The organism is Streptomyces sp. NPDC006385, from assembly GCF_040612485.1.
Taxonomy (GTDB): Bacteria; Actinomycetota; Actinomycetes; order Streptomycetales; family Streptomycetaceae; genus Streptomyces.
Window position 1 is genome coordinate 56,647 of sequence record NZ_JBEXQG010000032.1, and the last position, 23,821, is coordinate 80,467.

Genomic DNA, 23,821 nt, shown 5'->3' on the forward strand with positions numbered 1-23,821 from the left:
CCGGCTTCCCCTCGTGCCATCAGTTCGCCAAGCCGGGGTAACCGAGGGGTACGTACACGACCCCATCGGGAGGCGTCCATGCCCCTCACATTCCGCAAGAGTTTCCGGATCCTGCCCGGAGTGCGCCTGAACATCAACCGGCGCTCCTGGTCCCTGACCACCGGCGGCAGGAAGGGACCGCGCCACACCTACAGCAGCACCGGACGTCATACGACATCGGTGGATTTGCCCGGACCTTTCGGGTGGCGTCGAACCCGTAACGCCAGGCGACATTGACGGTCCGTCACCCGAATGGCCCCCTCGGGATGTGCCATCTCATATCTGAGATAACCTCAACCTCATGGCAGACGACTACCTCGTACGCATCGGCAAGCTCATCCGTGACGCCCGGCAACACCGTGGCTGGACACAGACGCAGCTGGCCGAGGCGCTCGGCACCTCCCAGAGCGCCGTGAACCGCATCGAGCGCGGCAACCAGAACATCAGCCTTGAGATGATCGCCCGAATCGGTGAAGCCCTGGACAGCGAGATCGTGTCCCTCGGGTACGCCGGGCCGATGCATCTGAGGGTCGTCGGCGGGCGTCGACTGTCCGGTTCGATCGACGTCAAGACCAGCAAGAACGCCTGTGTGGCCCTGCTGTGCGCCTCGTTGCTCAACAAGGGGCGCACGCTGCTGCGCCGCGTCGCCCGTATCGAGGAGGTCTACCGCCTCCTGGAGGTGCTCAACTCCATCGGTGTGCGCACCCGTTGGATCAACGACGGCGTCGACCTGGAAATCGTGCCGCCGGCCGAGCTGGACATGGCGGCCATCGACGCGGAGGCCGCCGTACGCACGCGGTCCATCATCATGTTCCTCGGCCCGCTCCTGCACCGGATGGACCGCTTCAAGCTGCCGTACGCCGGCGGCTGCGACCTCGGCACGCGGACCATCGAGCCGCACATGATCGCGCTGCGCCGGTTCGGCCTGGACGTCGCGGCGACCGAGGGCCACTACCACGCCACGGTCGACCGCTCGGTCCGCCCCGACCGTCCGATCGTGCTGACCGAGCGCGGCGACACGGTGACCGAGAACGCGCTGCTGGCCGCCGCGCGGCACGACGGCGTCACGGTCATCCGCAACGCCTCCTCCAACTACATGGTCCAGGACCTGTGCTTCTTCCTGGAGGCGCTCGGCGTCCGGGTCGAGGGCATCGGGACCACCACGCTCACCGTGCACGGCGTGCCGACCATCGACGCCGACGTCGACTACTCGCCGTCCGAGGACCCGGTCGAGGCGATGAGCCTGCTGGCCGCCGCCGTCGTCACCGAGTCGGAGCTGACGGTGTGCCGGGTGCCGATCGAGTTCCTGGAGATCGAGCTGGCGGTCCTGGAGGAGATGGGCCTCGACCACGACCGTACGCCCGAGTACGTCGCCGACAACGGCCGTACGCGGCTGGTGGACCTGACCGTCCGGCCCTCCAAGCTGGAGGCGCCGATCGACAAGATCCACCCGATGCCGTTCCCGGGCCTGAACATCGACAACGTCCCGTTCTTCGCGGCCATCGCGGCCTCCGCGCAGGGCAAGACCCTGATCCACGACTGGGTCTACGACAACCGGGCGATCTACCTGACCGACCTCAACCGCCTCGGCGGCCGGCTGCAGTTGCTGGACCCGCACCGCGTGCTGGTCGAGGGCCCGACCCGCTGGCGCGCGGCCGAGATGATGTGCCCGCCCGCGCTGCGGCCGGCCGTGGTCGTCCTGCTGGCGATGATGGCGGCGGAGGGCACGTCCGTGCTGCGCAACGTCTATGTCATCAACCGCGGTTACGAGGACCTCGCCGAGCGTCTGAACTCCATCGGGGCGCAGATCGAGATTTTCCGGGACATTTGATATGCGAATGCCGCCGCACCCCGTCTGACCTGGATGAAGCGGGTCAGGAAGGGGTGTGGCGGCATCCGTGGGACTTCTCTGGGACTTTGCGCCTGCGGCGGGCTCCTGACGTAGGACACGGCCCAAGCGCCGCTCAGGCCGCCCAGACGCAAGAAATGCTCGCAGCACAGGGCCGGTCTGCGATTGTTCGCCAGCCCACTCGCAAGTCCACCAGTGCTGTGCGCAGACCGGCAGTGGAGCCTAGTCCCGAGCATGGTCCCCGAACGCGGTGACGGACAGGAAGCGGATGGGCAGGGTCACCAGCTCCTGAGGGCCGTGGGGTCCCTCGCCGTCGAGTTGGAGCGCGTCGCCGGGGCGCATGGTGTAGCTGGCCTCGCCGTGGCCGTAGACCATCTCGCCCTCCAGCATGTACAGCAATTCGGTTCCGGGGTGCTGGAAGAGGGGGAACACCTCGCTCTGTTCGGTGAGGGTCACCAGGACGGCTTCCATCCGTTTGTGGGGTCCGCGGAGCGCGCCGAGCAACTCGTAGAGATGGCCGACCCGGCTACCTCGGCGCACGATGCGGGCGCCCTGCCCGGCGGGGACGAAGACGGCCTCGCGGTCGGCGTCGACCCCGCGGAACAGCGCGGTGACGGGGATGCCCAGGCCGGTGGCGAGACGGCCGAGCGTGGTGAGGCTGCAGGACGTCTGCGCATTCTCGATCTTGGAGAGCATGGCCTTGGAAATGCCGACCCTGGCCGCCGTCTCGGCGATCGACAGGCCTGCTGCCGTTCGGTACTCCCTGACCTGCCGACCGATGACGACTTCGAGCTCCAGCGCCTGCGCCGCCTCGCCGGGGTCGACCTCCCGGTCGGGCAGCGCGGCAGCCCGGGCCTGGAGGTCGGGGGAATCGGGATCAGTCGTCATGCTGGCCATTCTGCCGTGACGGCACCGGCTCAATTGGGTCGCGCGCGCCCGGCGCGGGGCAGCTGTCCCCCGTTCCTCCGCTGGCATGCGGGCGAGGCGATGCGGACGGCAGCCGTCACCGTCCGCACCCACGCTCATGGTCACTGATCGAACAGCCGTCCGCGGGGATCTGTTCAGCCCACCGGTTGCGCGGGGGCGGGCGCCGGGACGGCGGGCGTGGGGTGGAGCAGGTCGTAGGCACTCTCCGCGTGCAGGTGGACGTCGACGCCGCCCTCCTCGACCTCGGGCCGGACCCGCAGGCCCATCGTCCTGTCCAGCGCCTTGGCGATGAGCCAGGTGACGACGAAGGAGTACAGCAGGACGGCGAAGGCACCCACGGCCTGCTTACCGAGCAGGGAGAGACCGCCGCCGTAGAGGAGACCGTCGACGCCGTTGGGGGCGTCCGCGGTGGCCAGGAGGCCGACCAACAGGGTTCCCGTGATGCCGCCGACGAGGTGGATGCCGACCACGTCGAGGGAGTCGTCGTAGCCGAACCTGTACTTCAGGCCGACGGCGAGCGCGCAGACCGCGCCGCCGACACCGCCCAGCACCAGCGCGCCGACCGGGGAGACCGCGCCGCAGGCCGGGGTGATGGCGACGAGGCCGGCGATCGCGCCGGAAGCGGCGCCCAGGCTGGTGGCATGGCCGTCGCGGAGCTTCTCCACGAGGAGCCAGCCGAGCATCGCGGAGCAGGTGGCTGTGAAGGTGTTGAGGACGACGACGGAGGCGGCGTTGGACGAGGTGAGTGCGGAGCCGCCGTTGAAGCCGAACCAGCCGAACCAGAGCAGGCCCGCGCCGAGCATGACCAGGGGGAGGTTGTGGGGGCGTTCCGTGCCGCCGTCCTTCTTCCAGCCCATCCGGCGGCCGAGGACGAGGATCACCGCCAGAGCCGCGGCGCCGGAGTTGATGTGGACGGCCGTACCGCCGGCGAAGTCGATCGCGCCGAGCTCGTTGACGATCCAACCGCCCACGACGCCCTTGCCGTCGAAGGCGAACACCCAGTGGGCGACCGGCAGATAGACCAGGGTCACCCAGATTCCGGTGAAGGCCATCCAGGCGCCGAACTTGATGCGGTTCGAGATGGCCCCGCAGATCAGAGCGGCGGTCAGGGCCGCGAACAGGGCCTGGAAGGCGGCGAAGACGGAGAGCGGGATGACCGCCTTCGGGTCGTCCTTCATCACGCCGCTCAGGCCGGGGTACTCGGTGACGTCACCGAGCAGGCCGGCGCCGCCGAGGGAGTTTCCGAACGCGGCCGAGAAGCCGTAGACGACCCAGACGCAGCCGACCAGGGCGACGGCTCCGAAGGTCATCATGATCATGTTGAGGACGCTCTTGGCGGCGACCATGCCGCCGTAGAAGAGGGCCAGCCCCGGCACCATCAGACAGACGAGGGCCGTGCTGGCGAGCATCCATGCGGTACTTCCGGTGTCCATGCGCACGCTCCACGGAATATCCAGCAGAAGGAAACGGTGTTTCCTCGCAGTAGACAAGGGGTGGGTTACGGGACGCTCACGCGCAGAATTAAGGACGGGTTTCGGCCGCGCCCCGGGCTGTGCGATCCAGCCGGAAGCGGGGATGCGGCTCGGTCCGGCCCGTGGCCAGGTCGGCGGCCAACGCCCCGATGAGCGGGGTGAACTTGGCGCCGTGGCCGGAGCACGGGGAGACGATCACGAGGGGGCCTCGGCGGTCGAGGATGAAGTCCTCGTCGGAGGTGGTGGTGTAGAGGCAGGTGGCCTCGGCGACCGGGTCCGGGTCGAGGCCGGGCAGACGGTCTCGTACGAAGTCGCCGATCCGCGCACGTGACGCCCCGTCGACAACACCGCTGCGGGTGCGGGCGGTGGTCGGGGTGCCGCGGTCGTGCTCGGCGACCTTGACCGCGGGCAGCGGCCCGCCATCGGTGCCTGACGGGAGTCCGAAGACCTGCATCGTGGCGTCCTTGGATATCAGGACCGGCCACGACAGGTCCGGGTCCCGTTGCCGGAAGTGGAAGACCTGCTGCTGGGTCACGGTCAACGGCGGTAGGGCAACGGGCAGTTCGAGGCCGGGCAGCCAGGGGCCGGCGGCGACCACGACCGTGTTGGCGGTGATCTCCCGGCCGTCGTCCGTGCGCACCCGCGCCTTCCCCCGTACGTCGATGCCCTCGACCCGACGTCCGGTGACCACCTCGGCGCCGAGCTCGGTGGCCCGGCGCACGCAGGCGGCGACCGTGGCGTCGGCGTCGACCACGCCGGCGTCGGGGTGGTACAGCGCCGGGCCGGTGAAGCGGATGTGGGGCCAGCGCTCGGTGGCGGCCTCGGGCCCGAGGAGTTCGTACGGCGCCCCGGCCGCCGCCAGCACATCGGCCAGACGCGCCGCATCGCGGTCCGGACCGAGGTCGAGGCCACCGGTCATCCGGAGCAAGGGAGTCGAGGCATCGCGTTCCAGCTCCCGCCACTGCTCGTACGCTCGCCCGGTGAGTCGTGCATAGAAGGGGTCGGCGTACGCTCGTCGGAAGATCCGGGAGCTGCCGTGCGAGCTCCCGTGCTGGTGGCCGATGTCGTACGCCTCGATCAGCGTGACCTCATGGCCCCGCCTGGCGAGCTGCCAGGCGGTGGCCGCGCCCATGAGCCCGGCGCCGACCACGGCGATCACAGGCCGGCCCCCGGGATCCAGTCGGTGCCCGCGAGGGGGACCCGGGCCATGGCGGCGGACTCGATGGTGAGCGCGACCAGGTCCTCGGGCTCCAGGTGGTGGAGGTGGGCCTTGCCGCAGGCGCGGGCCAGGGTCTGCGCCTCCATGGTCATCACGCGCAGGAAGTTCGCGAGCCGTCGGCCGCCCTCCACGGGATCGAGGCGCGCGGCCAGTTCCTCGTCCTGGGTGGAGATGCCGGCCGGGTCGCGGCCGTCCTGGTAGTCGTCGAAGTATCCGGCGGCGGAGCCGAGTTCGCGGTACTCGGCGTCGTACCTGGGGTGGTTGTCGCCCAGCGCGATCAGCGCGGCCGTACCGATCGCGACCGCGTCCGCTCCGAGCGCCAGGGCCTTGGCCAGGTCGGCGCCGTTTCGGATTCCGCCGGAGACGATCAGCTGCACCTCGCGGTGGACTCCCAGCTCCTGCAGGGCGCGCACCGCCTGGGGCAGCGCGGCCAGGGTGGGGATGCCGACGTGCTCGATGAAGACGTCCTGGGTGGCTGCCGTACCGCCCTGCATGCCGTCGACCACCACGACGTCGGCGCCCGCGTGTACGGCCAGTTTCACGTCGTAGTACGTGCGGGTCGCGCCCACCTTCACATAGACGGGCTTCTCCCAGTCGGTGATCTCGCGCAGTTCGAGGATCTTGATCGCGAGGTCGTCGGGGCCGGTCCAGTCGGGGTGGCGGCAGGCACTGCGCTGGTCGATACCGACGGGCAGCGTCCGCATTCCGGCAACCCGTTCGGTGATCTTCTGGCCGAGCAGCATGCCCCCGCCGCCCGGCTTGGCGCCCTGGCCGAGGACGACCTCGATGGCGTCGGCGGCGCGCAGGTCGTCGGGGTTCATGCCGTACCGGGACGGCAGGTACTGGTACACGAGGTGCTTGGAGTGGCCGCGCTCCTCGGGGGTCATCCCGCCGTCGCCGGTCGTCGTGGACGTGCCCGCCTCCGACGCCCCCCTGCCCAGGGCCTCCTTCGCCTGGGCGGACAGGGCGCCGAAGCTCATCCCCGCGATCGTGACCGGGGTGGCCAGGCGCAGCGGGTTCTTCGCGTGCCGGGTGCCGAGGGCGACATCGGTGTCGCAGCGCTCGCGGTAACCCTCCAGCGGATAGCGGGACATGGAGGCGCCGAGCAGCAGCAGGTCGTCGAAGTGCGGGAGCCTGCGCTTGGCGCCCCAGCCGCGGATGTCGTAGATGCCGGTCTCGGCGGCGCGCTGGATGGCGTGGATGGTGGCACGGTCGAAGGTGGCCGACTCGCGCATGCCCTGGGATGCGGGTTCCAAGGTTTCACTCCTCTGGATTCCGGTGAGGTGGAGCGCCCCTTCAGGGGCGCGGGGAACTGCGCGACCAGCCACAGACGGCCCGCAGTCGAGTACGGCCTCCCAGCGGAGCTAATACGCGGCCGTGTTGTCGGTCTTGAAGTGATACAGCTGCCGGGCCGAGCCGTAGCGGCGGAAGCCGGCCGGGTCCTCGTCGCGCTCGGCGGCCTTGAGCAACTCGGCCAGTTCCGCGAGGTGTTCGTCGCGCATCTCCTTCTCGACACAGTCGGCGCCGAGGGACTTGACCGTGCCGCGGACGTAGATGCGGGCCTCGTAGAGGGAGTCGCCGAGCGCGTCGCCCGCGTCGCCGCACACGACCAGGCGTCCGGCCTGTCCCATGAAGGCGCTCATGTGCCCGACGCCGCCGCCGACCACGATGTCCACGCCCTTCATGGAGATCCCGCAGCGGGCGGCGGCGTCGCCATCGATCACCAGCAGGCCGCCGTGGGCGGTGGCGCCGGCGGACTGGGAGGCGTTGCCGCGCACCCGGACGGTGCCGGACATCATGTTCTCGGCGACCCCGGTGCCCGCGTTGCCGTGGATCGTGACGGTGGCGCGCTGGTTCATTCCGGCGCAGTAGTAGCCGACGTGACCCTCGACGTCGACGGTGTGGTCCTCGCGGATGCCGCAGGCCACGGCGTGCGCGCCGCGCGGGTTGAGGATCCGCCAGGAGGTGGCGTCCGTGGTGTGCAGGGCCTGGTTGAGGTCCCGTACCGGGCTCTGTGCGAGGTCGATCAGCGTCGCCATATGTACACCTCTTCCGGCTCGGGTTCGAAGATGCGGGCGTTCTCGACGCCCGGCAGGACGTCCAGCGCCCGGTACTCGGAGGCCATCGCGACCCAGGCGTCGGTCTCGGCGACCAGGGCCGGCTTGCAGGCGATGGCGTCGCGGACGACCGCGAAGGAGTCCGCGGTGGAGACCAGCAGCGTGTAGAAGCCGTCGAAGCGTTCGCACAGCAACCGCAGGGCCTTCTCCAGGTCAGTGCCGTGCGCGAGCTGGTGGGCGACGAATCGGGCTCCCACCTCGGAGTCGTTCTCACTGTCGAACTCGACTCCCCTGGCGCGCAGTTCACGCCGGACGGTGGCGTGGTTGGCGAACGATCCGTTGTGCACCAGGCACTGGCCCGGGCCGACCGAGAAGGGGTGCGCACCCTCGGGCGTGACGGCGGACTCGGTCGCCATGCGGGTGTGGCCGACGCCCTGCCAGCCGGTCACCCCGGCGAGCCCGAAGGACCGCGCCAACTCGACGGGATGCCCGACGCCCTTGAGTACGGCCATGTCCGTACCGGAACCGATGACGGTGGCGTGGGGCAGCGCGTCGGCCACGGCGGTCAGCAGGCTGTCGACGGGCAGGTCGGCCTGTATCACGGTGGTGGCGTCGGCGGCCGTGGCGGTGGCCCCCGGCAGAGCCGCTTCCACCTCGGTGGGCGTGACCCCCAGCAGGGAAACGACAGCGCGCCCCGGAGGGGACAGATCGGGGTCTCCGTAGACCGCGACACCCGCTGAGTCCGGGCCGCGTTCGACGACCTGGCCGAGCATCGCTGTCAGCAACTCGCCGAGCCTGGGTTCGAGAGAGGGCTCGCGCAGATGGAGCCCGACGATTCCGCACATGCGGCTCTCCTTGTCGGCTTGAGGGGACGGGTCAGAAAGCGGTGAGGTAGCGATCCAGCTCCCACGCGCCCACCGTGGAGTGCCATGCGAAGAACTCCTCGCGCTTGAGGTCCGCGAAGTACTGGCTCACGCCGCTCCCGGCGGCGTCCAGGGCGCCGCTGATCACGTCGTCCGCCTGGAGCGCCTCGACGGCGTGCAGCAGGGTCGGCGGGAGTTCCGGGCCCTTGCCGGCCGCGCCGGGTTCGCCCGGGTCGAGGCCGCGCTCGATGCCGTCGAGTCCGGCCGCGAGGGCGGCGGCAGCGGCGAGGTAGGGGTTGGCGGCGCCGTCTCCGCCGCGCAGTTCGACGCGGTTGCCGTCGGGGACGCGGACGAAGTGCGTGCGGTCGTTGCCGCCATAGCCCGCCAGCCGCGGCGTCCAGGTGGCGCCCGACAGGGTCGAGACCGCGCCGGTTCGCTTGTACGAGTTGACCGTCGGCGCGATCACGGCCTGCAGCGCCCGCGCATGCTCGACGATCCCCGCGACGAAGGAGTAGGCGAGCGGTGACAGGCCGAGACCGCGCGCATCGTCCATGGCGGGGAACGTCGGCTCGCTCCCGCGCCACAGCGACAGGTGCAGGTGCATACCGGTGCCGGTGCGCTCGGTGAACGGCTTCGGCATGAAGGTCGCCGTCATGCCACGCTGTTCGGCGAGGACCGACACCAGATACCTCAGGGTGATGACCCGGTCGGCGGTGGTGAGGGCGTCGGCGTGCCGGAAGTTCTGCTCGAACTGGCCGTTGCCGTCCTCGTGGTCGTTGGCGTAGTTGCCCCAGCCGAGGCTGTTCATGGCGGTGGAGACGGCGGTGAGGTGGTCGTACATCCGGGTCAGGCCGCGGGCGTCGTAACAGGGTCGAGCGGCGGTGTCCCTGGCATCGGCGACGCTGAGTGTCCCGTGCTCGTCCCGGTTGACCAGGAAGTACTCGACCTCGGCGCCCACGGACAGCAACAGCCCCTGCTCCGCGGCCCGCTCGACAAGTTTGCGGAGGATGACGCGCGGCGCGTACGGCCACTGCCTGCCCTCGACGTACGGGTCGCAGTGCACCAGGGCGAGGCCCGGTTTCACGAAGGGGATCGGCGTGTACGAAGAGGCGTCGGGGCGGGCGATGACGTCCGGATCGCTGGGCTGCTGGCCGAGCGCGCCGACCGCGTACCCGGCGAAGCCGACGCCCTCGTCGCGCAGTTCCTCGACGGCCTGGGCCGGGACGAGCTTGGCGCAGGGCTTGCCGGTCAGGTCGACGAAGACGGCGAGGACGAACTCGACGCCGTCGGCGCGAACCAGTTCGGCGAGATCGGGTGCATCTGTTTGCAGGTCGGTCGTCATGGGGCCCTCCCTACTCACCAGGGGACACCCAGCGGCGTCCACTGATACGAATCATCGTTTCACAGCAGTAGACATGCTGGGCGTTACGGCGGTATTGCCGCGAGGGAAGGTCCCCGTAAGCCGACAGGCCGGGCACCACCCGGAGGCGGAACCCGGCCCTGGCAGATCATCAGAAGACCGCAGGGCAAAGCCTGTCGGCGGCAATCTCCGAGCGTCACACGGGCGTCAGGACGCCCGTTGCGACGGGCGGCTCCGCATTGGCCCGTACTTCTCCTCGCTGACGGCCTCGTAGACAGGCCCCTCGGCAACCAGCCGCTCCACCAACTCCATCGCCTTCGCCCGTCGCGCGCGAGCGACGGGCCGTGCGCTGCAAGGCATCGGAGTGCGCTTTCCGCCTCGTGGATCCACGCCGCGCGGCACTTGCCGCCGAAGGCGCAGTCCCGACGGCGGCTGGCTTCGGTGGCCTCCGCGCGTGCCTCCCCGCCACCGCGCCTGACGTTCAGAAGTCCACGGTCGCGCAGGGTGTGAGCCGACCGCCGGTCGCCCGGCGCCCAAGCCGCAGGATCTTCACCGGCCGCGAGCCCCTCGAGAAGCCCGCGTTGCCGTTCAGGAATGCGCCGCCCGCACGGCACCGCACCCCTCCCGGAGGGGGGGGCGCGGTGCGCGTGGCGCGGTGGGGTGCCGTCACTTCTTCGACAGGGTGATGTCCTTCTTCTCCAGCGCGTGGAAGCGGGGCAGGGGCAGGCCGCCCAGTCCGCCCACCGGGTACAGCTCCACGATGGTGGCCTCGACCTCCGCCTTGCCGTGCTTGAGGGTGGTCGGGGAGGGCTTGCTCTTGTTCTCCCAGCGGTGCTGCTTGCCGTCGCACACGGCCATGGTGCCGCCGACGGCGTACCGGACGGTGGAGGACTCCTGTCCGATGGAGGAGCTCACGAACGTGGGGCCCGTGCTGTCGACGCAGCGGTAGGTGCCGGAGATGGTGACGATGCCGTCCGCGGCCATACGAGCCGTGGTGTCGATGGTCACGGTCTCCTTCAGGTCCTCGGGAGCCGAGGAGTCGGCGGGGGCCGAGGGCGCGGCGACCAGCAGGATCAGGGCGGCGCAGGCGGCGGTGGCGAGGGCGGGGCGCGTGGCGAGAACGCGGCGCATGTGCATGGGATGACCTCCCGGGTGAGCGGAGTGGGGCCTTCCACTGGTACCCGGCGGGTGCGCCCGCGGGCGTGACCGTCACCCCTTCGGTGGCGAGTCCGCGCCGACCTTCGTGGATCGGTCAGCGTGTTGTCCGCGTGTTGTCCGCGTGCTGGTCCGTGTGTTGTCACGGTTCATCGCGGGCCGTTCCGGTGAGTTCGCCGCACGCGCATGGTCTACCCGTATGGACGACCCATTCGGCTCGTCCGTCCTATGTGGAGGTACGCCATGTGTTCCCACCAGCCTTCGTGCCCTTCCTCCGACGGTGCCGCCGCACATGTGGTGGCCGCACACCCCGAGCAGGGCTGGAGTCTGCTCTGCAACGGCGCGATCGTGTTCGACGTTATGTAGATCTCTGCGGGCTCTGATGGCCTCTGAACAGGTGGTTTGCGAGACGGACATGTCTATGTGGGGCGATGGAATCGTCTCCTGTCGCTCAACTGGAAACGCTGGCAGCGATCGTCTGCGCGATCTCGGTGGGCGCAAGGTGAGTGGTGTCGATCACTTCGGCTTCTCGCCGAAGCCAGGTAAGGGCGTCCTGGTAGCGCGGGACGTGGTCCAGGCGCCACTGCCGAGAACCGGTTTCGACCGTGTCACTCTCGATTCGTTGGACCAGCGTGTCTGGATCGGTGTGCAACACGAAGTGCCGCACCGGAATGTCGGCCTTCGTCAACCCGGCGTGGATCTCTCGCCAGTACTGCTCGACCAGCACCGTTTGAGGGATGACGAGCACTCCGCCGACGAAGTCGAGGACCTGCGACGCGGTCTCCACGACCAGCCCGCGCCATGGCGGCCAGTCCTGGAAGTCCTTGACGGGAACGGAGTTGAGGACGTGTCGCAGCATGTAGCCGACGGTCTCGGAGTCGAAGACTCTTGCCTCTGGAAGGAGCGCGGTGAGTTCCTTCGAGGTGGTCGTCTTGCCGGCGCCGAAGGTCCCGTTCAGCCAAATAATCATGCCGATGACCCTATCCGCGGAGACGGAGCCGCTGCAGGCGTCCCGACCTGTGCTGGTCGATGGAGTATCCGAGCCGACGCGCCAGGAGATTCAGCGGAGCTCAGCGGTACCACTCGATGGCACGGCGGCCACGACGCGGAGTCGGCGGATTTCACCGTGGGCGGCCTCCAGCTTCCGGGTGAGTTCGGCGACCTGGTCGCGGAGTTGCCGGTTGCGTTCGAGTGCGGTCTCCAGCCTGCGTTGCAGGGAGGTGTCGCTGGCCGCATGCCGGGGGCTGCGGTGTGGGGCCGGGGCTCGCTGCTGGAGCTGGTTGATCGCGGTGATGAGGTCGGTCTGCGTGTATAGCCAGGACCGGGAGACGCCGGCCGCGTTCGCGATGCCGACGACAGTGGGCCGTTCTCCATGTCGGGAGGCAGCCTTCACGGCTTCTTCTGGGCGCTCGCGTGCCTGCCTGCTGCGTGTCTTCGATGCTTCGACGAGGAAGCGGGCGTTGTCAGCCGGTGGCATCGAGATCGGTCACCTTTCCGCCGGCCACGATCTGCTGCGGGCCGGCCTGTTCCAGGGCTTCGATGATGGTGTCGAGCTTGCCGAGCGTGCGGGTGTTCTTCTCGACGATGCGCGACAGCCCGGCCTTCTCGGCGTCGCCGATGAGCTTGTGGGTCTCATCACGCTGTCGTCGGTGCTGGTCGAGGAAGTCGCCGGTGGTGATGAAGAACCGGCAGTCCAGACAGGGGTTGGCGTATTCGCAGTCGGTCTGGATGGGGGCTCCGCAGTAGCCGTTGGGGAGGCTGACCTTGGCGCGGACCAGGGACAGCCGCATCCAGGTGGCGTCGGCGAGGGGGTGATCGACGGGCAGTGTGACGGGTTCGCCCTCGGCGTTGACCTTGAGGGACTTCTCCCAGTGCTCGCGCAGGGTCTTCTGGTGCAACCGGGCGTAAATGGCCGTCATCTGCGGCGACATGTGATCGAGCAGTTGCTGGACGATGTGCTGCGGCACGTTGGCGTTGATCAGCCGGGTGCCGAGGGTGTGGCGGAACTGGTGGAAGGTCACCCGGGCGGGGCGGCCGTGCTCGTCGATGAGACGGATGCGCTCCAGCCAGCTCTCCATGTGCTGGCGGCACCAGGTGTCCGAGACGGGTTTGCTGCCGTTGAGGTTGGCCTGCCAGCCGGGGAACAGGAAGCGGCTTCCGGCGGGGAAGCGGGCCTGGACGCGTCGTTGTTGTGCGGCGATCTCGTCGGCCAGGGCCTGGCTGATCGGGAAGAACGCGATGCGGCCGTGGATCTTGTGGTTGACCCAGGTCAGGTAGGGGGCGCCGGTGTCGTCGTGGGTGACGCAGTCGAACCGCAGACGCCGGGCGTCCTTCATGCGCAGACCGCAGGAGATCAGCAGCGGGACCATGAGCCGGAGATCGTCGGTGGCGATCAGTGCCAGGTTGGCGGGGTTCTCCATCTGCCGCATCAGGTGCTCGGAGATCCAGCGGGGCTTGGCCGGCGGCGGAGGCGGGGCGTCGTTGTAGACGACGGCGTCGCGGGGCAGGTCCGGTTGCCAGTCGTGGGCGCGGGCGTCGGCGAGGAATCGGCCCAGCGAGTTGACCGCCGCCCGGCGGGTGAACACGTCCGGGTAGTCGACGGCCAGGGCCGCGATCCACGCCTCGATCCTGGGGCGGGTCAGATCGGCCGGCTCGGCGTTCTGCGGAAGATGCCCCGCGAGGTGGGTCAGGGAGCGGAGGTTCTGTGCGACCGTGTTGACGCTGATGTTCGTGCTGATGCGCCAGCGGCACCATCGTTTGGCCAGCTCGCGCAGCCAGGGTTGAGCTATGCCGCCGAAGCGCAGGTAGCGTGTCTCGCCCTCAGCCAGGGCGAAGTGCCGCAGGTCCCAGGTCTCGCGCGGATACTGGTCGGCCCACGGGTCATCGGCGATGAGCAGGTGCTCCAGTGCGAAGCGGGTGTCCGCGATGAAGCGGAAGGCGACCACGTTGTGACCGTGGCGCTTTCCGCCGGGCCCGACGGGTGCGACGTAGTCACGCCATCTGGTCTCGTCCCAGTCCAGGAGGCTGGTGACCGGCGCCTGGCAGGCCCAGGTGACCGCGCGGCGCACGTCGCGGGCGGGGGTGAAGCGCAGTCCCTCGTCGAGACGGTGTTGCAGTCCGAACTGGAACTCCAAGCGGAGTGCGGGGCTGAGCTGGCCCAGGCGGATCTTCGGGTCGCCGCGGCGGGCGAGGTCGTCGTACCAGGTGTTGAGGTCAGGGCGGCCGTGCTTGTACCAGCGGTTGTGGTGCGTGTGACACAGCGGGGCATCGGTGCTGTCGGTCCATCGCGAGCAGTCAGGAAACTCGCAGGTCCTCTCGGCGGCCCACGGTCTGCGCGGCGGGTGGTAGAGGGTTCGCGCCACCCAGTCCTCAAGGGGTGGCCGTCCGGCATGGGTCCACCGCGAGGCGTGCCGGTGACACAGACCGTGGCTCGCCCTGGCCCGGTTGCACCCGGAGACCAGGCAGGCCGACACCTGATTGCGTTGCCGCAGTCGGGCATCCTCCTCCGCGGCCCAGCCGTCCAGGTCGACCGGGCGTCCTGCGGCCACCCAGCGGTGATGGTGGGTGCGGCACAGCTTCAGCCGGCCCATGGTCAGCGTCGTCGGGCAGGACGGGATGCGGCACTCGCCGGGGAAGAACACCGGGCTGTCGCGCGGCGGACAGAACACCTCGGGCCGGAACTCCGGACGCACCGTCTCCATCAGCTTCGCCAGCAGCCCTGCGGAGCCTCGGCGTGCGTGGGGCGTGTTCACCGAGCCGAAGCTCCGTCCTTGATGACTCCTGCCGACAAGAGCACCCGGCGATGATCCTCGACATTGAGGTGGCTGTAGATCTCAGCCGTGGTTTGCGGGCTGGCGTGACCGAGGAGTTCGGCCACCACCTCGATCGGCACCTTGGCCCGCAACAGTCGTGTGGCGTAGGTGTGCCGGCAGGCGTGCGGCGAGAAGTGCGCGATGCCGGTCCGCTTCTGCAGGCGTTCCACCAGCTCGTTGACGTTCGCCCGGGTCATCGGGGAGCCGATCGGAGCGCGGAAGAGGTTGGCGAACACGAAGTCGCAGTCCAGCGTGCCGTACTCGCTCTCCATGTAGGCGGCGTAGCGGTCGAACAGCTCCGGTCGCACCGGGACGATCCGCCCCTTCATGCCTTTGACCCGGGCACGGTTGGCGTTGTTCTCGCGGGGTACGACGCTCACCTCGCCCTTGCGGAGGTTCAAGTCGGCGTGCCGCAGGCCCAGAGCCTCGCTGATCCGCAGTCCCGAGTCGTCCAGGAGCGCGATCAGGAACTGGTCCCGCCGCCTGTTGCAGGCGCTCATCAGCCGCTGGACCTCATCCTCGGTCAGCGTTCGCGGCGGCTTGCGGTGGGCGTGGATGCGGATCGGGCTGTACTCGACCTCGCCTCCCCGCTGAGTGTGCGCCAGCATCGGCGTGTAGGTGCCTGTCGGCTGCCTGACCAGCAAGTTCCCCAGCAGAGCGGGCACTCTGTGATCCCGCCGGGCGTGGAACCGGTAGAACGAGGCGAGCGCGGCCCGCTTCCGCTGCAGCGTGGTGTTCTCCAGCGCCTGGCCGACACCCGGCAGCACGAACACCTCCGGCGCTCGGGCCGGCTTCGGGCGGCGCAGCCAGTCGAAGAACTGGGCGACGACCTCCAGTCGCAAGCGCCGGAAGTCCAAGCCCATCTGTTCCAACCAGACGAAGAAGTCGCGCAGGTCGTAGGCGTAGCCCTGGACCGTGTTCGGCGATGCACCCCTCGCCGTCAGGTACGCGAGGAAGTCCTCCACGTCACCGACGGGCAAGCCGTCGTCCCCAACCACGGTGTACGAGATCGGACCGTCCTCGGACAACCGCAGCCTCTGCACTGCGAACGACACACCACACCCCAGAACGACATGGACAGGCGAACAGAACCCGTCCATGTAGCACCGAAAGGCCCTTTCATGGCAGCGAGTTGGACATCAAAGACACCCGCAAGGCTGATGGACATAGTCGACGACAGCGGCGAACTGCTGCCGGACGGCCGCGTCGTCGCACCGCACCGGGTTCCGGCCGAGCAACTCGCCATGGCCGCCTGAGCAGGTCTGCCCATGGCAGGACGGCCTATGGATGGCAGGACGGCCTACGGCAGGACGGCGAAGCCGTCGAGCTCGACCATCGCCTGCTCGTCCCACAGGCGTACGACCCCGACGACCGCCATCGCCGGATAGTCCCGCCCGGCCAACTGCCGCCAGGTTCGACCGAGTTCGGCGACGTGGGCGCGGTATGCGGCGACGTCCGTGGCGTAGACGGTGACCCGCGCGAGGTCGGCCGGTGTGCCGCCGGCCGCCGCCAGGGCGGTGAGCAGATTCGTCAACGCCCGCTCGAACTGCTCCGGCAGCGTCCGACCGACCACCTTGCCGTCGGCGTCGAGCGCGGTCTGACCGGCCAGGAAGACGACGCGTGAGCCGGTGGCGAGGACCGCGTGGGAGAAGCCCGTGGGCGGGGAGAGGGCAGGCGGGTTGATGCGCTCGGCGGTCACGGGGCGACCTTCCCTTCCGCGTACAGCTCCTTGGCGATGATCCCGCGTTGCACCTCGCTCGCCCCCTCGTACACGCGCGGCGCCCGGACCTCGCGGTAGAGGTGTTCCAGGAGGTGGCCGCGGCGCAGGGCGCGGGCGCCGTGCAGTTGGACGGCCTGGTCGACGACGTACTGCGCGGTCTCGGTGGCGAGCAGTTTGGCCATCGCGGCGCGCTTGGGGACGTCCGGGGCGCCGTCGTCGTACGCCGTCGCCGCCGCGTACACCATGAGCCGGGCCGCCTCCGTGCGCAGGGCCATCTCCGCCACCTGGTGGGCGACCGTCTGGAGGTCCTTCAACTTGCCGCCGAAGGCGTCCCGTCGGGCGGTGTGGGCGAGGGTCGCGTCGAGGGCGGCCTGGGCCATGCCGACGGCGAAGGCGCCGACGCTGGGCCGGAAGAGGTTGAGGGTGCCCATCGCGACGCGGAAGCCTCGGTCGGGTTCGCCCAGGACGTCGTCGGCGGTGACGGGGACGGCGCCGAAGGTCAGGGTGCCGATGGGGTGCGGGGACAGCATGTCGAGGCCCGCTCCGGTGAGGCCGGGGCGGTCGGCGGGGACCAGGAAGGCGGTGACTCCGCGGGCGCCGGCGCCGGGGGTGGTGCGGGCGAAGACGGTGTAGAAGTCGGCCTCGGGGGCGTTGGAGATCCAGCACTTCTCGCCGGTGAGCCGCCAGCGGGCGGGACCGTCGGGGTGCGCGGCGAGAGGAGCACCGGCCCGGGCGGCGCCGAGCGGGGCGACCGGCTCGGCGGGAACGGCGGACGCGCCGGGCGCGGCAGGAGACGAGCCGGGCCCGGCGGAGGGCGGACCGGGCACAGCGGGCGGCGAGCCGGACACGGCGGGAGGCGAGTCGGCGACGCGGGCTCCCCCGGCCTCGGCGTGCGGGGCGCCGGCAGCACGCGCGCCGCCAGCCCGGGCGTACGGTGGGGCGCCGACCTGACGCGCGTCCCGAGGCTGGGCATCCGGGGCGTCGACCGATCGCGCACTCCCGGATGCCGCCGGCGGACCCGTCGTCCCGGCGGCCTCCGGTCGCGCCCGCAGTTCCAGCGCCGCCGCGTCCGACCCCGCCCCCGGCTCGCTCAGCGCGAAGGCCGCCACGGCGCTGCCCTCCGCCACCCGGGGCAGCCAGCGCTCGCGCTGGGCCGGGGTGCCGTGCGCGTGGACCGGATGGGCGCCGAGGCCCTGGAGGGCGAGCGCGGTCTCCGCCTCCGTGCAGGCGTAGGCGAGGGACTCCCGCATCAGGCACAGGTCGACCGCCCCTGAGGTGAACAGCCGTTCCAGCAGCCCCAGTTGACCGAGTTCGGCGACCAGGGCGCGGTTCACATGCCCGGGTTCGCCCTTCTCCGCGAGCGGGCGCAGTCGTTCGGCGGCGAGGGTGCGCAGTTCGGCGCACCATGCGGTTTGCGGCGGATCGAGCGAGAATGCGGGCATTGCCGACCTCCCTACGGAGCCGTCCGCGGCGGACGCTCTCGACGGACCTCCTCGACTGACCCTCCCGACGGTATCGCGCCCCATTGACTGCCGTCACCAACACGATACGCTCCCTGTGCGAGCCCACCACGACGCCCACGAGGCAGCCCACACGGCAAGGGGGCGAACCGCCATGGCCGGTCTGCACCGCTCCGCGCACGTCGACACCTTCGCCCGCGAGCACCTGCCACCGCCCGACCAGTGGCCCGAGCTCCGTTTCGACCTTCCCCAGCTGCGTTACCCCGATCGGCTCAACGCGGCCGCCGAACTGCTGGACGGCCACGACGACGAGCGGCCCGTGTTCCACACCCCGTCCGGCGCCACATGGACGTACGGCACACTGCGCGCCCGCGTCGACCGGATCGCCCATCTGCTCACCGGCGACCTCGGAGTCGTCCCCGGGAACCGGGTGCTGCTGAGGGGCCCGACGACGCCCTGGCTGGCCGCCTGCTGGCTGGCGGTGCTGAAGGCCGGCGCGGTCGCCGTCACCGTGCTGGCCCAGCAGCGGCCGCACGAACTGCGGACCATGTGCGAGATGGCCCGGGTGCGGCACGCGCTGTGCGACGTCCGGGCGGTCGACGACCTCGCCAAGGCCGAGATCCCGGGGCTGCGGATCACGACGTACGGCGGTGACGCCCCCGACGACCTGCTGCGCCGCCCGGCGGCGGACGCGCCCTACCCCGCCGCCGAGACCGCGGCCGACGACGTCGCGCTCATCGCCTTCACCTCAGGGACCACCGGACGACCCAAGGGCTGTATGCACTTCCACCGGGATGTGCTCGCGATCGCCGACACCTTCTCGGCACATGTGCTGCGCCCCCATGTGGGCGATGTGTTCGCCGGCAGTCCCCCGCTCGGCTTCACCTTCGGGCTCGGCGGGCTCGTCGTCTTCCCGATGCGGGTCGGCGCCAGCGCCCTGCTCCTCGAACAGGCCGGTCCCGGACGGCTGTTGCCCGCGATCGCCGAGCACCGGGTGTCCGTGCTGTTCACCGCGCCGACGGCGTACCGCGCGATGCTCGACGAGCTCGACTCGCACGACATCTCCTCCCTGCGCCGCTGTGTCTCCGCGGGTGAGAACCTGCCCGCCGCCACCTGGCGGGCCTGGCACGAGCGGACCGGGCTGCGCATCATCAACGGCATCGGCGCCACCGAGCTGCTGCACATCTTCATCTCGGCGGCCGACGAGCACATCAGGCCCGGGACGACCGGAGTGCCGGTACCGGGGTGGCACGCGCGCGTGGTCGACGGCGAGGGCCGGGAGCAGCCGGACGGCGAGCCGGGGCTGCTCGCGGTGCGCGGGCCGGTCGGCTGCCGCTATCTCGCCGACCCCCGGCAGCGCGAGTACGTGCGCCACGGCTGGAACATCACCGGCGACACCTACGTCCGGGAGAGTGACGGCTACTTCCGCTATGTCGCCCGCGCGGACGACATGATCATCTCGGCCGGCTACAACATCGCGGGTCCGGAGGTCGAGGAGGCGCTGCTGCGCCATCCGGACGTGCTGGAGACAGCCGTGGTGGGGCGGCCCGACGAGGCACGCGGACAGGTCGTGGTGGCATACGCGGTACTCAGGGAGGGTGCGCGCCGGGACGCGGAGGCGCTGCGGGCGTTCGTCAAGGCCGAGCTGGCGCCGTACAAGTGCCCGCGCGAGATCGTGTTCCTGGACGCCCTGCCGCGCACCGCGACCGGCAAGCTGCAGAGGTTCAGGCTGCGCGAGGGTGGTGACCCGCCGGGTGACCCGGAGTGATCCGTACGACCTAAGATGATCAACGTGTCCGACCAGCATGCACCACGGTCTCTCATCGTCACGCTCTACGGCGCGTACGGCCGCCACATGCCCGGCCCGGTGCCGGTCGCCGAGCTGATCAGACTGCTGGCCGCGGTCGGCGTGGACGCTCCCTCCGTACGTTCGTCGGTGTCCCGGCTGAAGCGGCGCGGGCTGCTGCTGCCGGCCCGTACGGCACAGCGCGCGGCGGGCTACGAACTGTCGTCGGACGCCCGCCAGTTGCTCGACGACGGCGACCGGCGCATCTACGCCGCCGTGCCGCCCGAGGACGAGGGCTGGGTGCTGGCGGTGTTCTCGGTGCCGGAGTCGGAGCGGCAGAAGCGGCATGTGCTGCGCTCCCGGCTGGCCGGGCTCGGCTTCGGAACGGCGGCCCCCGGCGTGTGGATCGCGCCGGCCCGGCTCTCCGAGGAGGCGCGGCACACCCTGCAACGGCTGCGGCTGGAGGAGTACGTCGACTTCTTCCGCGGTGAGCATCTCGGTTTCACGCCGACCGCGGAGGCCGTCGCCCGCTGGTGGGACCTGGCCGCGATCGCCAAGGAGCACGAGGAGTTCCTCGACCGGCACGCGCGCGTGCTGCGCGCCTGGGAGCGACGGGAGGACACCCCGCCCGAGGAGGCGTACCGCGACTACCTCCTCGCCCTGGACTCCTGGCGCCATCTGCCCTACGCCGACCCCGGCCTGCCCGCCCGGCTGCTGCCCGAGGACTGGCCGGGCGCGCGCTCGGCGGCCGTCTTCCGGGGGCTGCACGATCGCCTGCGGGACGCGGGGGCCGTGTTCGTGGGGCTGTGATCCCGCGCCCCTGTGAAGACGCGAGTGTGAAGGAGGGCCCGAACGAGCACGGTCACTCCGTAACGGCCGCCGGACGGAGGCCGGCTCCCAGGCTCAGCCTGGGCTTGGGAGCGTCCGTCCGGCCGGTCTGAGGGCGGCGGCTGCCCGCGCGGTACGGGGCGGGCCAGACGACGCCCGGCCCCTCGTAGCCCTGCTCGGCCGCCGCGTGCAGGGTCCAGTGCGGGTCGTAGAGGTGTGGGCGGGCCAGGGCGCACAGGTCCGTACGCCCCGCCAGGATGAGGGAGTTGACGTCGTCCCAGGAGGAGATCGCGCCGACCGCGATCACCGGGAGGCCGGTGGCGTGCCGGATCCGGTCCGCGTACGGCGTCTGGTACGACCGCCCGAACTCCGGCCGCTCGTCGGCCACGACCTGTCCGGTCGACACGTCGATGGCGTCGGCGCCGTGCGCGGCGAAGGCGCGGGCGATGTCGACGGCGTCCTCGGCGGTGGTGCCGCCCTCGGCCCAGTCCGTGGCGGAGATACGCACGGTCATGGGCCGCTCCTCGGGCCATACGCCGCGTACGGCGTCGAAGACCTCCAGCGGGAAGCGGAGCCGTTTGTCGAGTGAGCCGCCGTAGGCGTCCGTGCGGCGGTTGGTCAGCGGGGAGAGGAAGCCGGAGAGCAGGTAGCCGTGCGCGCAGTGCAGTTCGAGAAGGTCGAAGCCGGCCCGGGCGGCCCGCCAGGCCGCGGCCGCGAACTGCTCGCGGATGTCGGTGAGTTGAGCGCGGGTGAGCTCGCGCGGGGTCTGGCTGCAGGGCTTGTAGGGGATCGGGGAGGCGGCCACGAGCGGCCAGTTGCCGTCCTCCAGGGGCTCGTCGATGCCCTCCCACATCAGCTTCGTGGAGCCCTTGCGCCCGCTGTGGCCCAGCTGCACACCTAGCGCGGTACCGGGTGCCTGGGTGTGCACGAACTGAACGATCCGCTTCCATGCCTCGGCCTGTCTGCCGGTGTAGAGGCCGGCACAGCCGGGCGTGATCCGCCCCTCAGGGCTGACGCACACCATCTCGGTCATCACCAGACCGGCGCCGCCGAGAGCGCGGGCGCCGAGGTGGACGAGGTGGAAGTCGCCGGGAACGCCGTCCGTGGCCGAGTACATGTCCATGGGGGACACGACGACGCGGTTGCGCAGGGTCAGGCCGCGCAGCCGGAACGGCGTGAACATCGGGGGCGTGCCGGGCGGGCAGCCGAACTCGCGCTCCACCTCCTCGGTGAAGCGGGCGTCGCGCAGGCGCAGGTTGTCGTGGGTGACGCGGCGGCTGCGGGTGAGCAGGTTGAAGGCGAACTGGCGGGGCGGCTGGTCGAGGTAGAGCCCGAGGTTCTCGAACCACTCCAGGCTGGCGCGGGCGGCGCGCTGCGTGGAGGCGACGACGGGCTTGCGCTCGGCCTCGTAGGCGCTCAACGCGTCGGCCAGGTCGGACTGTTCCTCCAGGCAGGCGGCGAGCGCGAGGGCGTCCTCGACGGCGAGCTTGGTGCCGGAGCCGATGGAGAAGTGGGCGGTGTGGGCGGCGTCGCCGAGCAGGACGATGTTGTCGTGCGACCAGCGTTCGTTGACGACGGTGCGGAAGGTGGTCCAGGTCGACTTGTTGGACTTGAGCGGGCGGCCGCCGAGCGCGTCGGCGAAGATCTTGGCGCAGCGTGCGACCGACTCCTGCTCGTCGAGCTCGTCGAATCCGGCCGCGCGCCACACCTCCTCGCGCATTTCGACGATGACGGTGGAGGCGTCTGCCGCGTAGGGGTAGCCGTGCAGTTGCATCACGCCGTGCTCGGTCTCGGCGATCTCGAAGCGGAAGGCGTCGAAGGCGAAGTCGGCGGCCAGCCAGATGTAGCGGCAGTGGTGCTCGTCCACATGGGGGCGGAACACATGGGCGTGGGCCTCGCGGGTGGTGCTGTGCACACCGTCTGCGGCGATGACGAGGTCGTATGTCTCCGCCAGCCATGCGGCGCACGGGGCCTCGGTGCGGAAGCGGAGTTCCACACCGAGGGCGCGGCAGCGGTCGTGCAGGATTTCCAGGAGCCGCCTTCTGCCGAGGGCGGCGAATCCGTGGCCGCCTGAGGTGTGGCGGGTGTCGCGGTGGACGATGTCGATGTCGTCCCAGCGGGTGAAGTGCTGGTGCAGGGCCTCGTAGACGACTGGGTCGGCGTGTTCGATGCCGCCGAGGGTTTCGTCGGAGAGGACGACTCCGAAGCCGAAGGTGTCGTCGGGGGCGTTGCGTTCCCAGACGGTGACTTCGCGGGTCGGATCGAGGCGTTTCAGCAGCGCTGCCGCGTACAGCCCTCCGGGGCCACCGCCGGTGATCGCGACGCGTAGAGGCCGGCCGGTCGTCCTCGGCGGCGCCCCTTTGCTCAGCACACTCACCGTCCCCTCCATTTCGGAGGCCGCTTCTCGGTGAACGCCGCGTGGAACTCCGCGTAGTCCTCGCCGTTCATCAGGAGGGCCTGGGTCGAGGCGTCCATCTCCACTGCCGCTGCCAGCGGCATGTCCAGCTCGGCCGTCAGCAGGGCTTTCGTCTGGGCGTACGCCAGGGCCGGGCCGTCGGCCAGGCGGCGGGCCAGCGCCTGTGCGGTGTCGTCCGCGCGTCCCTCCTGCGTCAGTTCGCTGATCAGGCCGATGCGCTCGGCCTCCGGGGCGCGGACCGGTTCGCCCAGCATGAGCAGGCGGGTGGCGTGGCCGAGGCCCACGACCCTCGGCAGCAGGTAGGCCGCGCCCATGTCGCCGCCGGACAGGCCGACGCGGGTGAAGAGGAAGGCGAAGCGGGCGGTGGGGTCGGCGACCCGGAAGTCGGCCGCGAGGGCCAGGACGGCACCCGCCCCGGCCGCGACCCCGTGCACCGCGGCGATCACCGGGAACGGGCACTCCCGTACGGCTCGCACGACCTGTCCGGTCATCCGGTTGAAGTCGAGGAGCTGGGCGGTGTCCATGGACAGGGTGGCGCCGATGATCTCGTCGACGTCGCCGCCGGAGCAGAAGCCGCGGCCCTCGCCGGCCAGCACCAGGGCCCGTACCGCCCTCTCCCGGGACAGCTCGGCGAGCAGATCGCGCAGGTCGGCGTAGGCGCCGAAGGTGAGCGCGTTGAGTTTGTCGGGGCGGGCGAGGGTGACGGTGGCGACCCCGTCGGCGTGCTCGACCCGCAGATGCTCCCAGTCGGAGGTGCGGGCGGCGGAGCCGGTGAAGGGACTCATGACGTGCGGCCTCCTCGGGCGGACGGCGGGCACTGCCTCATCGAGCTCTGCCCTTCGAGCTCTACCCTCGAAG

At 70.6% G+C, this 23,821-nt stretch carries 20 protein-coding genes and 2 pseudogenes; 6 read left to right on the forward strand and 16 right to left on the reverse strand.

Annotated elements, in window-relative coordinates:
• Nucleotides 1-78: 78 nt before the first annotated feature.
• Both ABZ078_RS23845 and ABZ078_RS23850 read left to right on the forward strand, forming a co-directional pair.
• Nucleotides 79-276, forward strand: coding sequence for a DUF4236 domain-containing protein (locus ABZ078_RS23845; RefSeq protein WP_356578173.1), 198 nt, complete (start codon nt 79-81; stop codon nt 274-276).
• 64 nt (nt 277-340) lie between these two features.
• Entirely contained in the window at nt 341-1,870 is a 1,530-nt protein-coding gene (locus ABZ078_RS23850) for a UDP-N-acetylglucosamine 1-carboxyvinyltransferase (protein WP_356578175.1), read from the forward strand.
• Nucleotides 1,871-2,110: 240 nt separating this feature from the next.
• Here ABZ078_RS23850 and ABZ078_RS23855 read toward each other — a convergent pair whose 3' ends face one another.
• From ABZ078_RS23855 to ABZ078_RS23890, 8 genes are all read right to left on the reverse strand, one after another.
• Nucleotides 2,111-2,776, reverse strand: a complete 666-nt coding sequence (locus ABZ078_RS23855) for an XRE family transcriptional regulator (RefSeq protein ID WP_356578177.1) — start codon at nt 2,774-2,776, stop codon at nt 2,111-2,113.
• Between the two features lie 173 nt (nt 2,777-2,949).
• Nucleotides 2,950-4,248 (reverse strand): ammonium transporter, encoded by a 1,299-nt coding sequence (locus ABZ078_RS23860; RefSeq protein WP_356578179.1) that lies wholly within the window; start codon nt 4,246-4,248, stop codon nt 2,950-2,952.
• Nucleotides 4,249-4,336: 88 nt separating this feature from the next.
• Nucleotides 4,337-5,446, reverse strand: coding sequence for an FAD-dependent oxidoreductase (locus tag ABZ078_RS23865; RefSeq protein WP_356578181.1), 1,110 nt, complete (start codon nt 5,444-5,446; stop codon nt 4,337-4,339).
• On the reverse strand, nt 5,443-6,762 hold the full coding sequence (locus tag ABZ078_RS23870) for an FMN-binding glutamate synthase family protein (RefSeq protein WP_356578183.1): 1,320 nt from the start codon (nt 6,760-6,762) through the stop codon (nt 5,443-5,445). Before ABZ078_RS23870 ends, ABZ078_RS23865 begins: the two co-directional genes overlap by 4 nt.
• A 108-nt stretch (nt 6,763-6,870) precedes the next feature.
• Nucleotides 6,871-7,545, reverse strand: a complete 675-nt coding sequence (locus ABZ078_RS23875) for a glutamate synthase (protein WP_356578184.1) — start codon at nt 7,543-7,545, stop codon at nt 6,871-6,873.
• Nucleotides 7,533-8,408: a glutamine amidotransferase family protein gene (locus ABZ078_RS23880; RefSeq protein WP_356578186.1), complete on the reverse strand. Its 876-nt coding sequence runs from the start codon at nt 8,406-8,408 to the stop codon at nt 7,533-7,535. Before ABZ078_RS23880 ends, ABZ078_RS23875 begins: the two co-directional genes overlap by 13 nt.
• Before the next feature lie 31 nt (nt 8,409-8,439).
• The gene (gene glnT / locus ABZ078_RS23885; RefSeq protein WP_356578187.1) at nt 8,440-9,768 is read right to left on the reverse strand and encodes a type III glutamate--ammonia ligase; all 1,329 of its coding nucleotides are present in this window, start codon (nt 9,766-9,768) and stop codon (nt 8,440-8,442) included.
• A 684-nt stretch (nt 9,769-10,452) separates the two neighbouring features.
• The gene (locus ABZ078_RS23890; protein WP_356578188.1) at nt 10,453-10,923 is read right to left on the reverse strand and encodes a DUF6299 family protein; all 471 of its coding nucleotides are present in this window, start codon (nt 10,921-10,923) and stop codon (nt 10,453-10,455) included.
• 261 nt (nt 10,924-11,184) lie between these two features.
• Between ABZ078_RS23890 and ABZ078_RS23895 the strand changes: the two are divergent.
• A pseudogene (locus ABZ078_RS23895) lies at nt 11,185-11,298 on the forward strand (DUF5999 family protein); the annotation flags it as partial.
• Between the two features lie 94 nt (nt 11,299-11,392).
• On the opposite strand, the gene ABZ078_RS23900 reads toward ABZ078_RS23895, so the two are convergent.
• The 4 genes from ABZ078_RS23900 to ABZ078_RS23915 all read right to left on the reverse strand — a co-directional run bounded on the left by ABZ078_RS23900 (nt 11,393) and on the right by ABZ078_RS23915 (nt 15,733).
• Nucleotides 11,393-11,911, reverse strand: coding sequence for an AAA family ATPase (locus ABZ078_RS23900; RefSeq protein WP_356578189.1), 519 nt, complete (start codon nt 11,909-11,911; stop codon nt 11,393-11,395).
• 90 nt (nt 11,912-12,001) lie between these two features.
• Nucleotides 12,002-12,418 carry a DUF6262 family protein gene (locus tag ABZ078_RS23905; RefSeq protein WP_356578191.1) on the reverse strand — a complete coding sequence of 139 codons (417 nt, stop codon included), beginning with the start codon at nt 12,416-12,418 and terminating at the stop codon, nt 12,002-12,004.
• Nucleotides 12,405-14,693, reverse strand: a complete 2,289-nt coding sequence (locus ABZ078_RS23910; RefSeq protein ID WP_356578193.1) for a tyrosine-type recombinase/integrase — start codon at nt 14,691-14,693, stop codon at nt 12,405-12,407. Before ABZ078_RS23910 ends, ABZ078_RS23905 begins: the two co-directional genes overlap by 14 nt.
• Nucleotides 14,690-15,733, reverse strand: coding sequence for a tyrosine-type recombinase/integrase (locus ABZ078_RS23915; RefSeq protein WP_356578195.1), 1,044 nt, complete (start codon nt 15,731-15,733; stop codon nt 14,690-14,692). The genes ABZ078_RS23910 and ABZ078_RS23915 overlap by 4 nt, the downstream gene beginning before the upstream one ends.
• Nucleotides 15,734-15,919: 186 nt before the next feature.
• Here ABZ078_RS23915 and ABZ078_RS23920 point away from each other — a divergent pair.
• Nucleotides 15,920-16,009: pseudogene (locus ABZ078_RS23920) on the forward strand (DUF5999 family protein); the annotation flags it as partial.
• 44 nt (nt 16,010-16,053) lie between these two features.
• On the opposite strand, the gene ABZ078_RS23925 reads toward ABZ078_RS23920, so the two are convergent.
• Together ABZ078_RS23925 and ABZ078_RS23930 are read right to left on the reverse strand one after the other, a co-directional pair.
• On the reverse strand, nt 16,054-16,452 hold the full coding sequence (locus ABZ078_RS23925) for a RidA family protein (RefSeq protein WP_356578197.1): 399 nt from the start codon (nt 16,450-16,452) through the stop codon (nt 16,054-16,056).
• Nucleotides 16,449-17,915: an acyl-CoA dehydrogenase family protein gene (locus ABZ078_RS23930; protein ID WP_356578199.1), complete on the reverse strand. Its 1,467-nt coding sequence runs from the start codon at nt 17,913-17,915 to the stop codon at nt 16,449-16,451. Before ABZ078_RS23930 ends, ABZ078_RS23925 begins: the two co-directional genes overlap by 4 nt.
• A gap of 172 nt (nt 17,916-18,087) precedes the next feature.
• Here ABZ078_RS23930 and ABZ078_RS23935 point away from each other — a divergent pair, with 172 nt between their 5' ends.
• On the forward strand, nt 18,088-19,701 hold the full coding sequence (locus tag ABZ078_RS23935; RefSeq protein WP_356578201.1) for an AMP-binding protein: 1,614 nt from the start codon (nt 18,088-18,090) through the stop codon (nt 19,699-19,701).
• Between the two features lie 15 nt (nt 19,702-19,716).
• A complete protein-coding gene (locus ABZ078_RS23940; protein WP_356578203.1) occupies nt 19,717-20,529 on the forward strand; it encodes a PaaX family transcriptional regulator C-terminal domain-containing protein in 813 nt (270 codons plus the stop codon).
• Between the two features lie 52 nt (nt 20,530-20,581).
• Here the strand turns inward: ABZ078_RS23940 and ABZ078_RS23945 are convergent, their stop codons facing one another.
• On the reverse strand, nt 20,582-22,924 hold the full coding sequence (locus ABZ078_RS23945; RefSeq protein ID WP_356578205.1) for a bifunctional salicylyl-CoA 5-hydroxylase/oxidoreductase: 2,343 nt from the start codon (nt 22,922-22,924) through the stop codon (nt 20,582-20,584).
• Complete coding sequence (locus ABZ078_RS23950; protein ID WP_356578207.1) at nt 22,921-23,748, reverse strand: enoyl-CoA hydratase family protein; 828 nt, start codon at nt 23,746-23,748, stop codon at nt 22,921-22,923. The genes ABZ078_RS23945 and ABZ078_RS23950 overlap by 4 nt, the downstream gene beginning before the upstream one ends.
• Between the last annotated feature and the right edge of the window lie 73 nt (nt 23,749-23,821).

Coding starts and splice junctions, on each gene's coding strand:
- ABZ078_RS23845 (WP_356578173.1), top strand. CDS start 79: ATGCCCCTCACATTCCGCAAGAGTTTCCGGATCCTGCCCGGAGTGCGC.
- ABZ078_RS23850 (WP_356578175.1), top strand. CDS start 341: ATGGCAGACGACTACCTCGTACGCATCGGCAAGCTCATCCGTGACGCC.
- ABZ078_RS23855 (WP_356578177.1), bottom strand. CDS start 2,776: ATGACGACTGATCCCGATTCCCCCGACCTCCAGGCCCGGGCTGCCGCG.
- ABZ078_RS23860 (WP_356578179.1), bottom strand. CDS start 4,248: ATGGACACCGGAAGTACCGCATGGATGCTCGCCAGCACGGCCCTCGTC.
- ABZ078_RS23875 (WP_356578184.1), bottom strand. CDS start 7,545: ATGGCGACGCTGATCGACCTCGCACAGAGCCCGGTACGGGACCTCAAC.
- ABZ078_RS23880 (WP_356578186.1), bottom strand. CDS start 8,408: ATGTGCGGAATCGTCGGGCTCCATCTGCGCGAGCCCTCTCTCGAACCC.
- glnT (WP_356578187.1), bottom strand. CDS start 9,768: ATGACGACCGACCTGCAAACAGATGCACCCGATCTCGCCGAACTGGTT.
- ABZ078_RS23890 (WP_356578188.1), bottom strand. CDS start 10,923: ATGCACATGCGCCGCGTTCTCGCCACGCGCCCCGCCCTCGCCACCGCC.
- ABZ078_RS23900 (WP_356578189.1), bottom strand. CDS start 11,911: ATGATTATTTGGCTGAACGGGACCTTCGGCGCCGGCAAGACGACCACC.
- ABZ078_RS23905 (WP_356578191.1), bottom strand. CDS start 12,418: ATGCCACCGGCTGACAACGCCCGCTTCCTCGTCGAAGCATCGAAGACA.
- ABZ078_RS23930 (WP_356578199.1), bottom strand. CDS start 17,915: ATGCCCGCATTCTCGCTCGATCCGCCGCAAACCGCATGGTGCGCCGAA.
- ABZ078_RS23935 (WP_356578201.1), top strand. CDS start 18,088: ATGGCCGGTCTGCACCGCTCCGCGCACGTCGACACCTTCGCCCGCGAG.
- ABZ078_RS23940 (WP_356578203.1), top strand. CDS start 19,717: ATGATCAACGTGTCCGACCAGCATGCACCACGGTCTCTCATCGTCACG.
- ABZ078_RS23950 (WP_356578207.1), bottom strand. CDS start 23,748: ATGAGTCCCTTCACCGGCTCCGCCGCCCGCACCTCCGACTGGGAGCAT.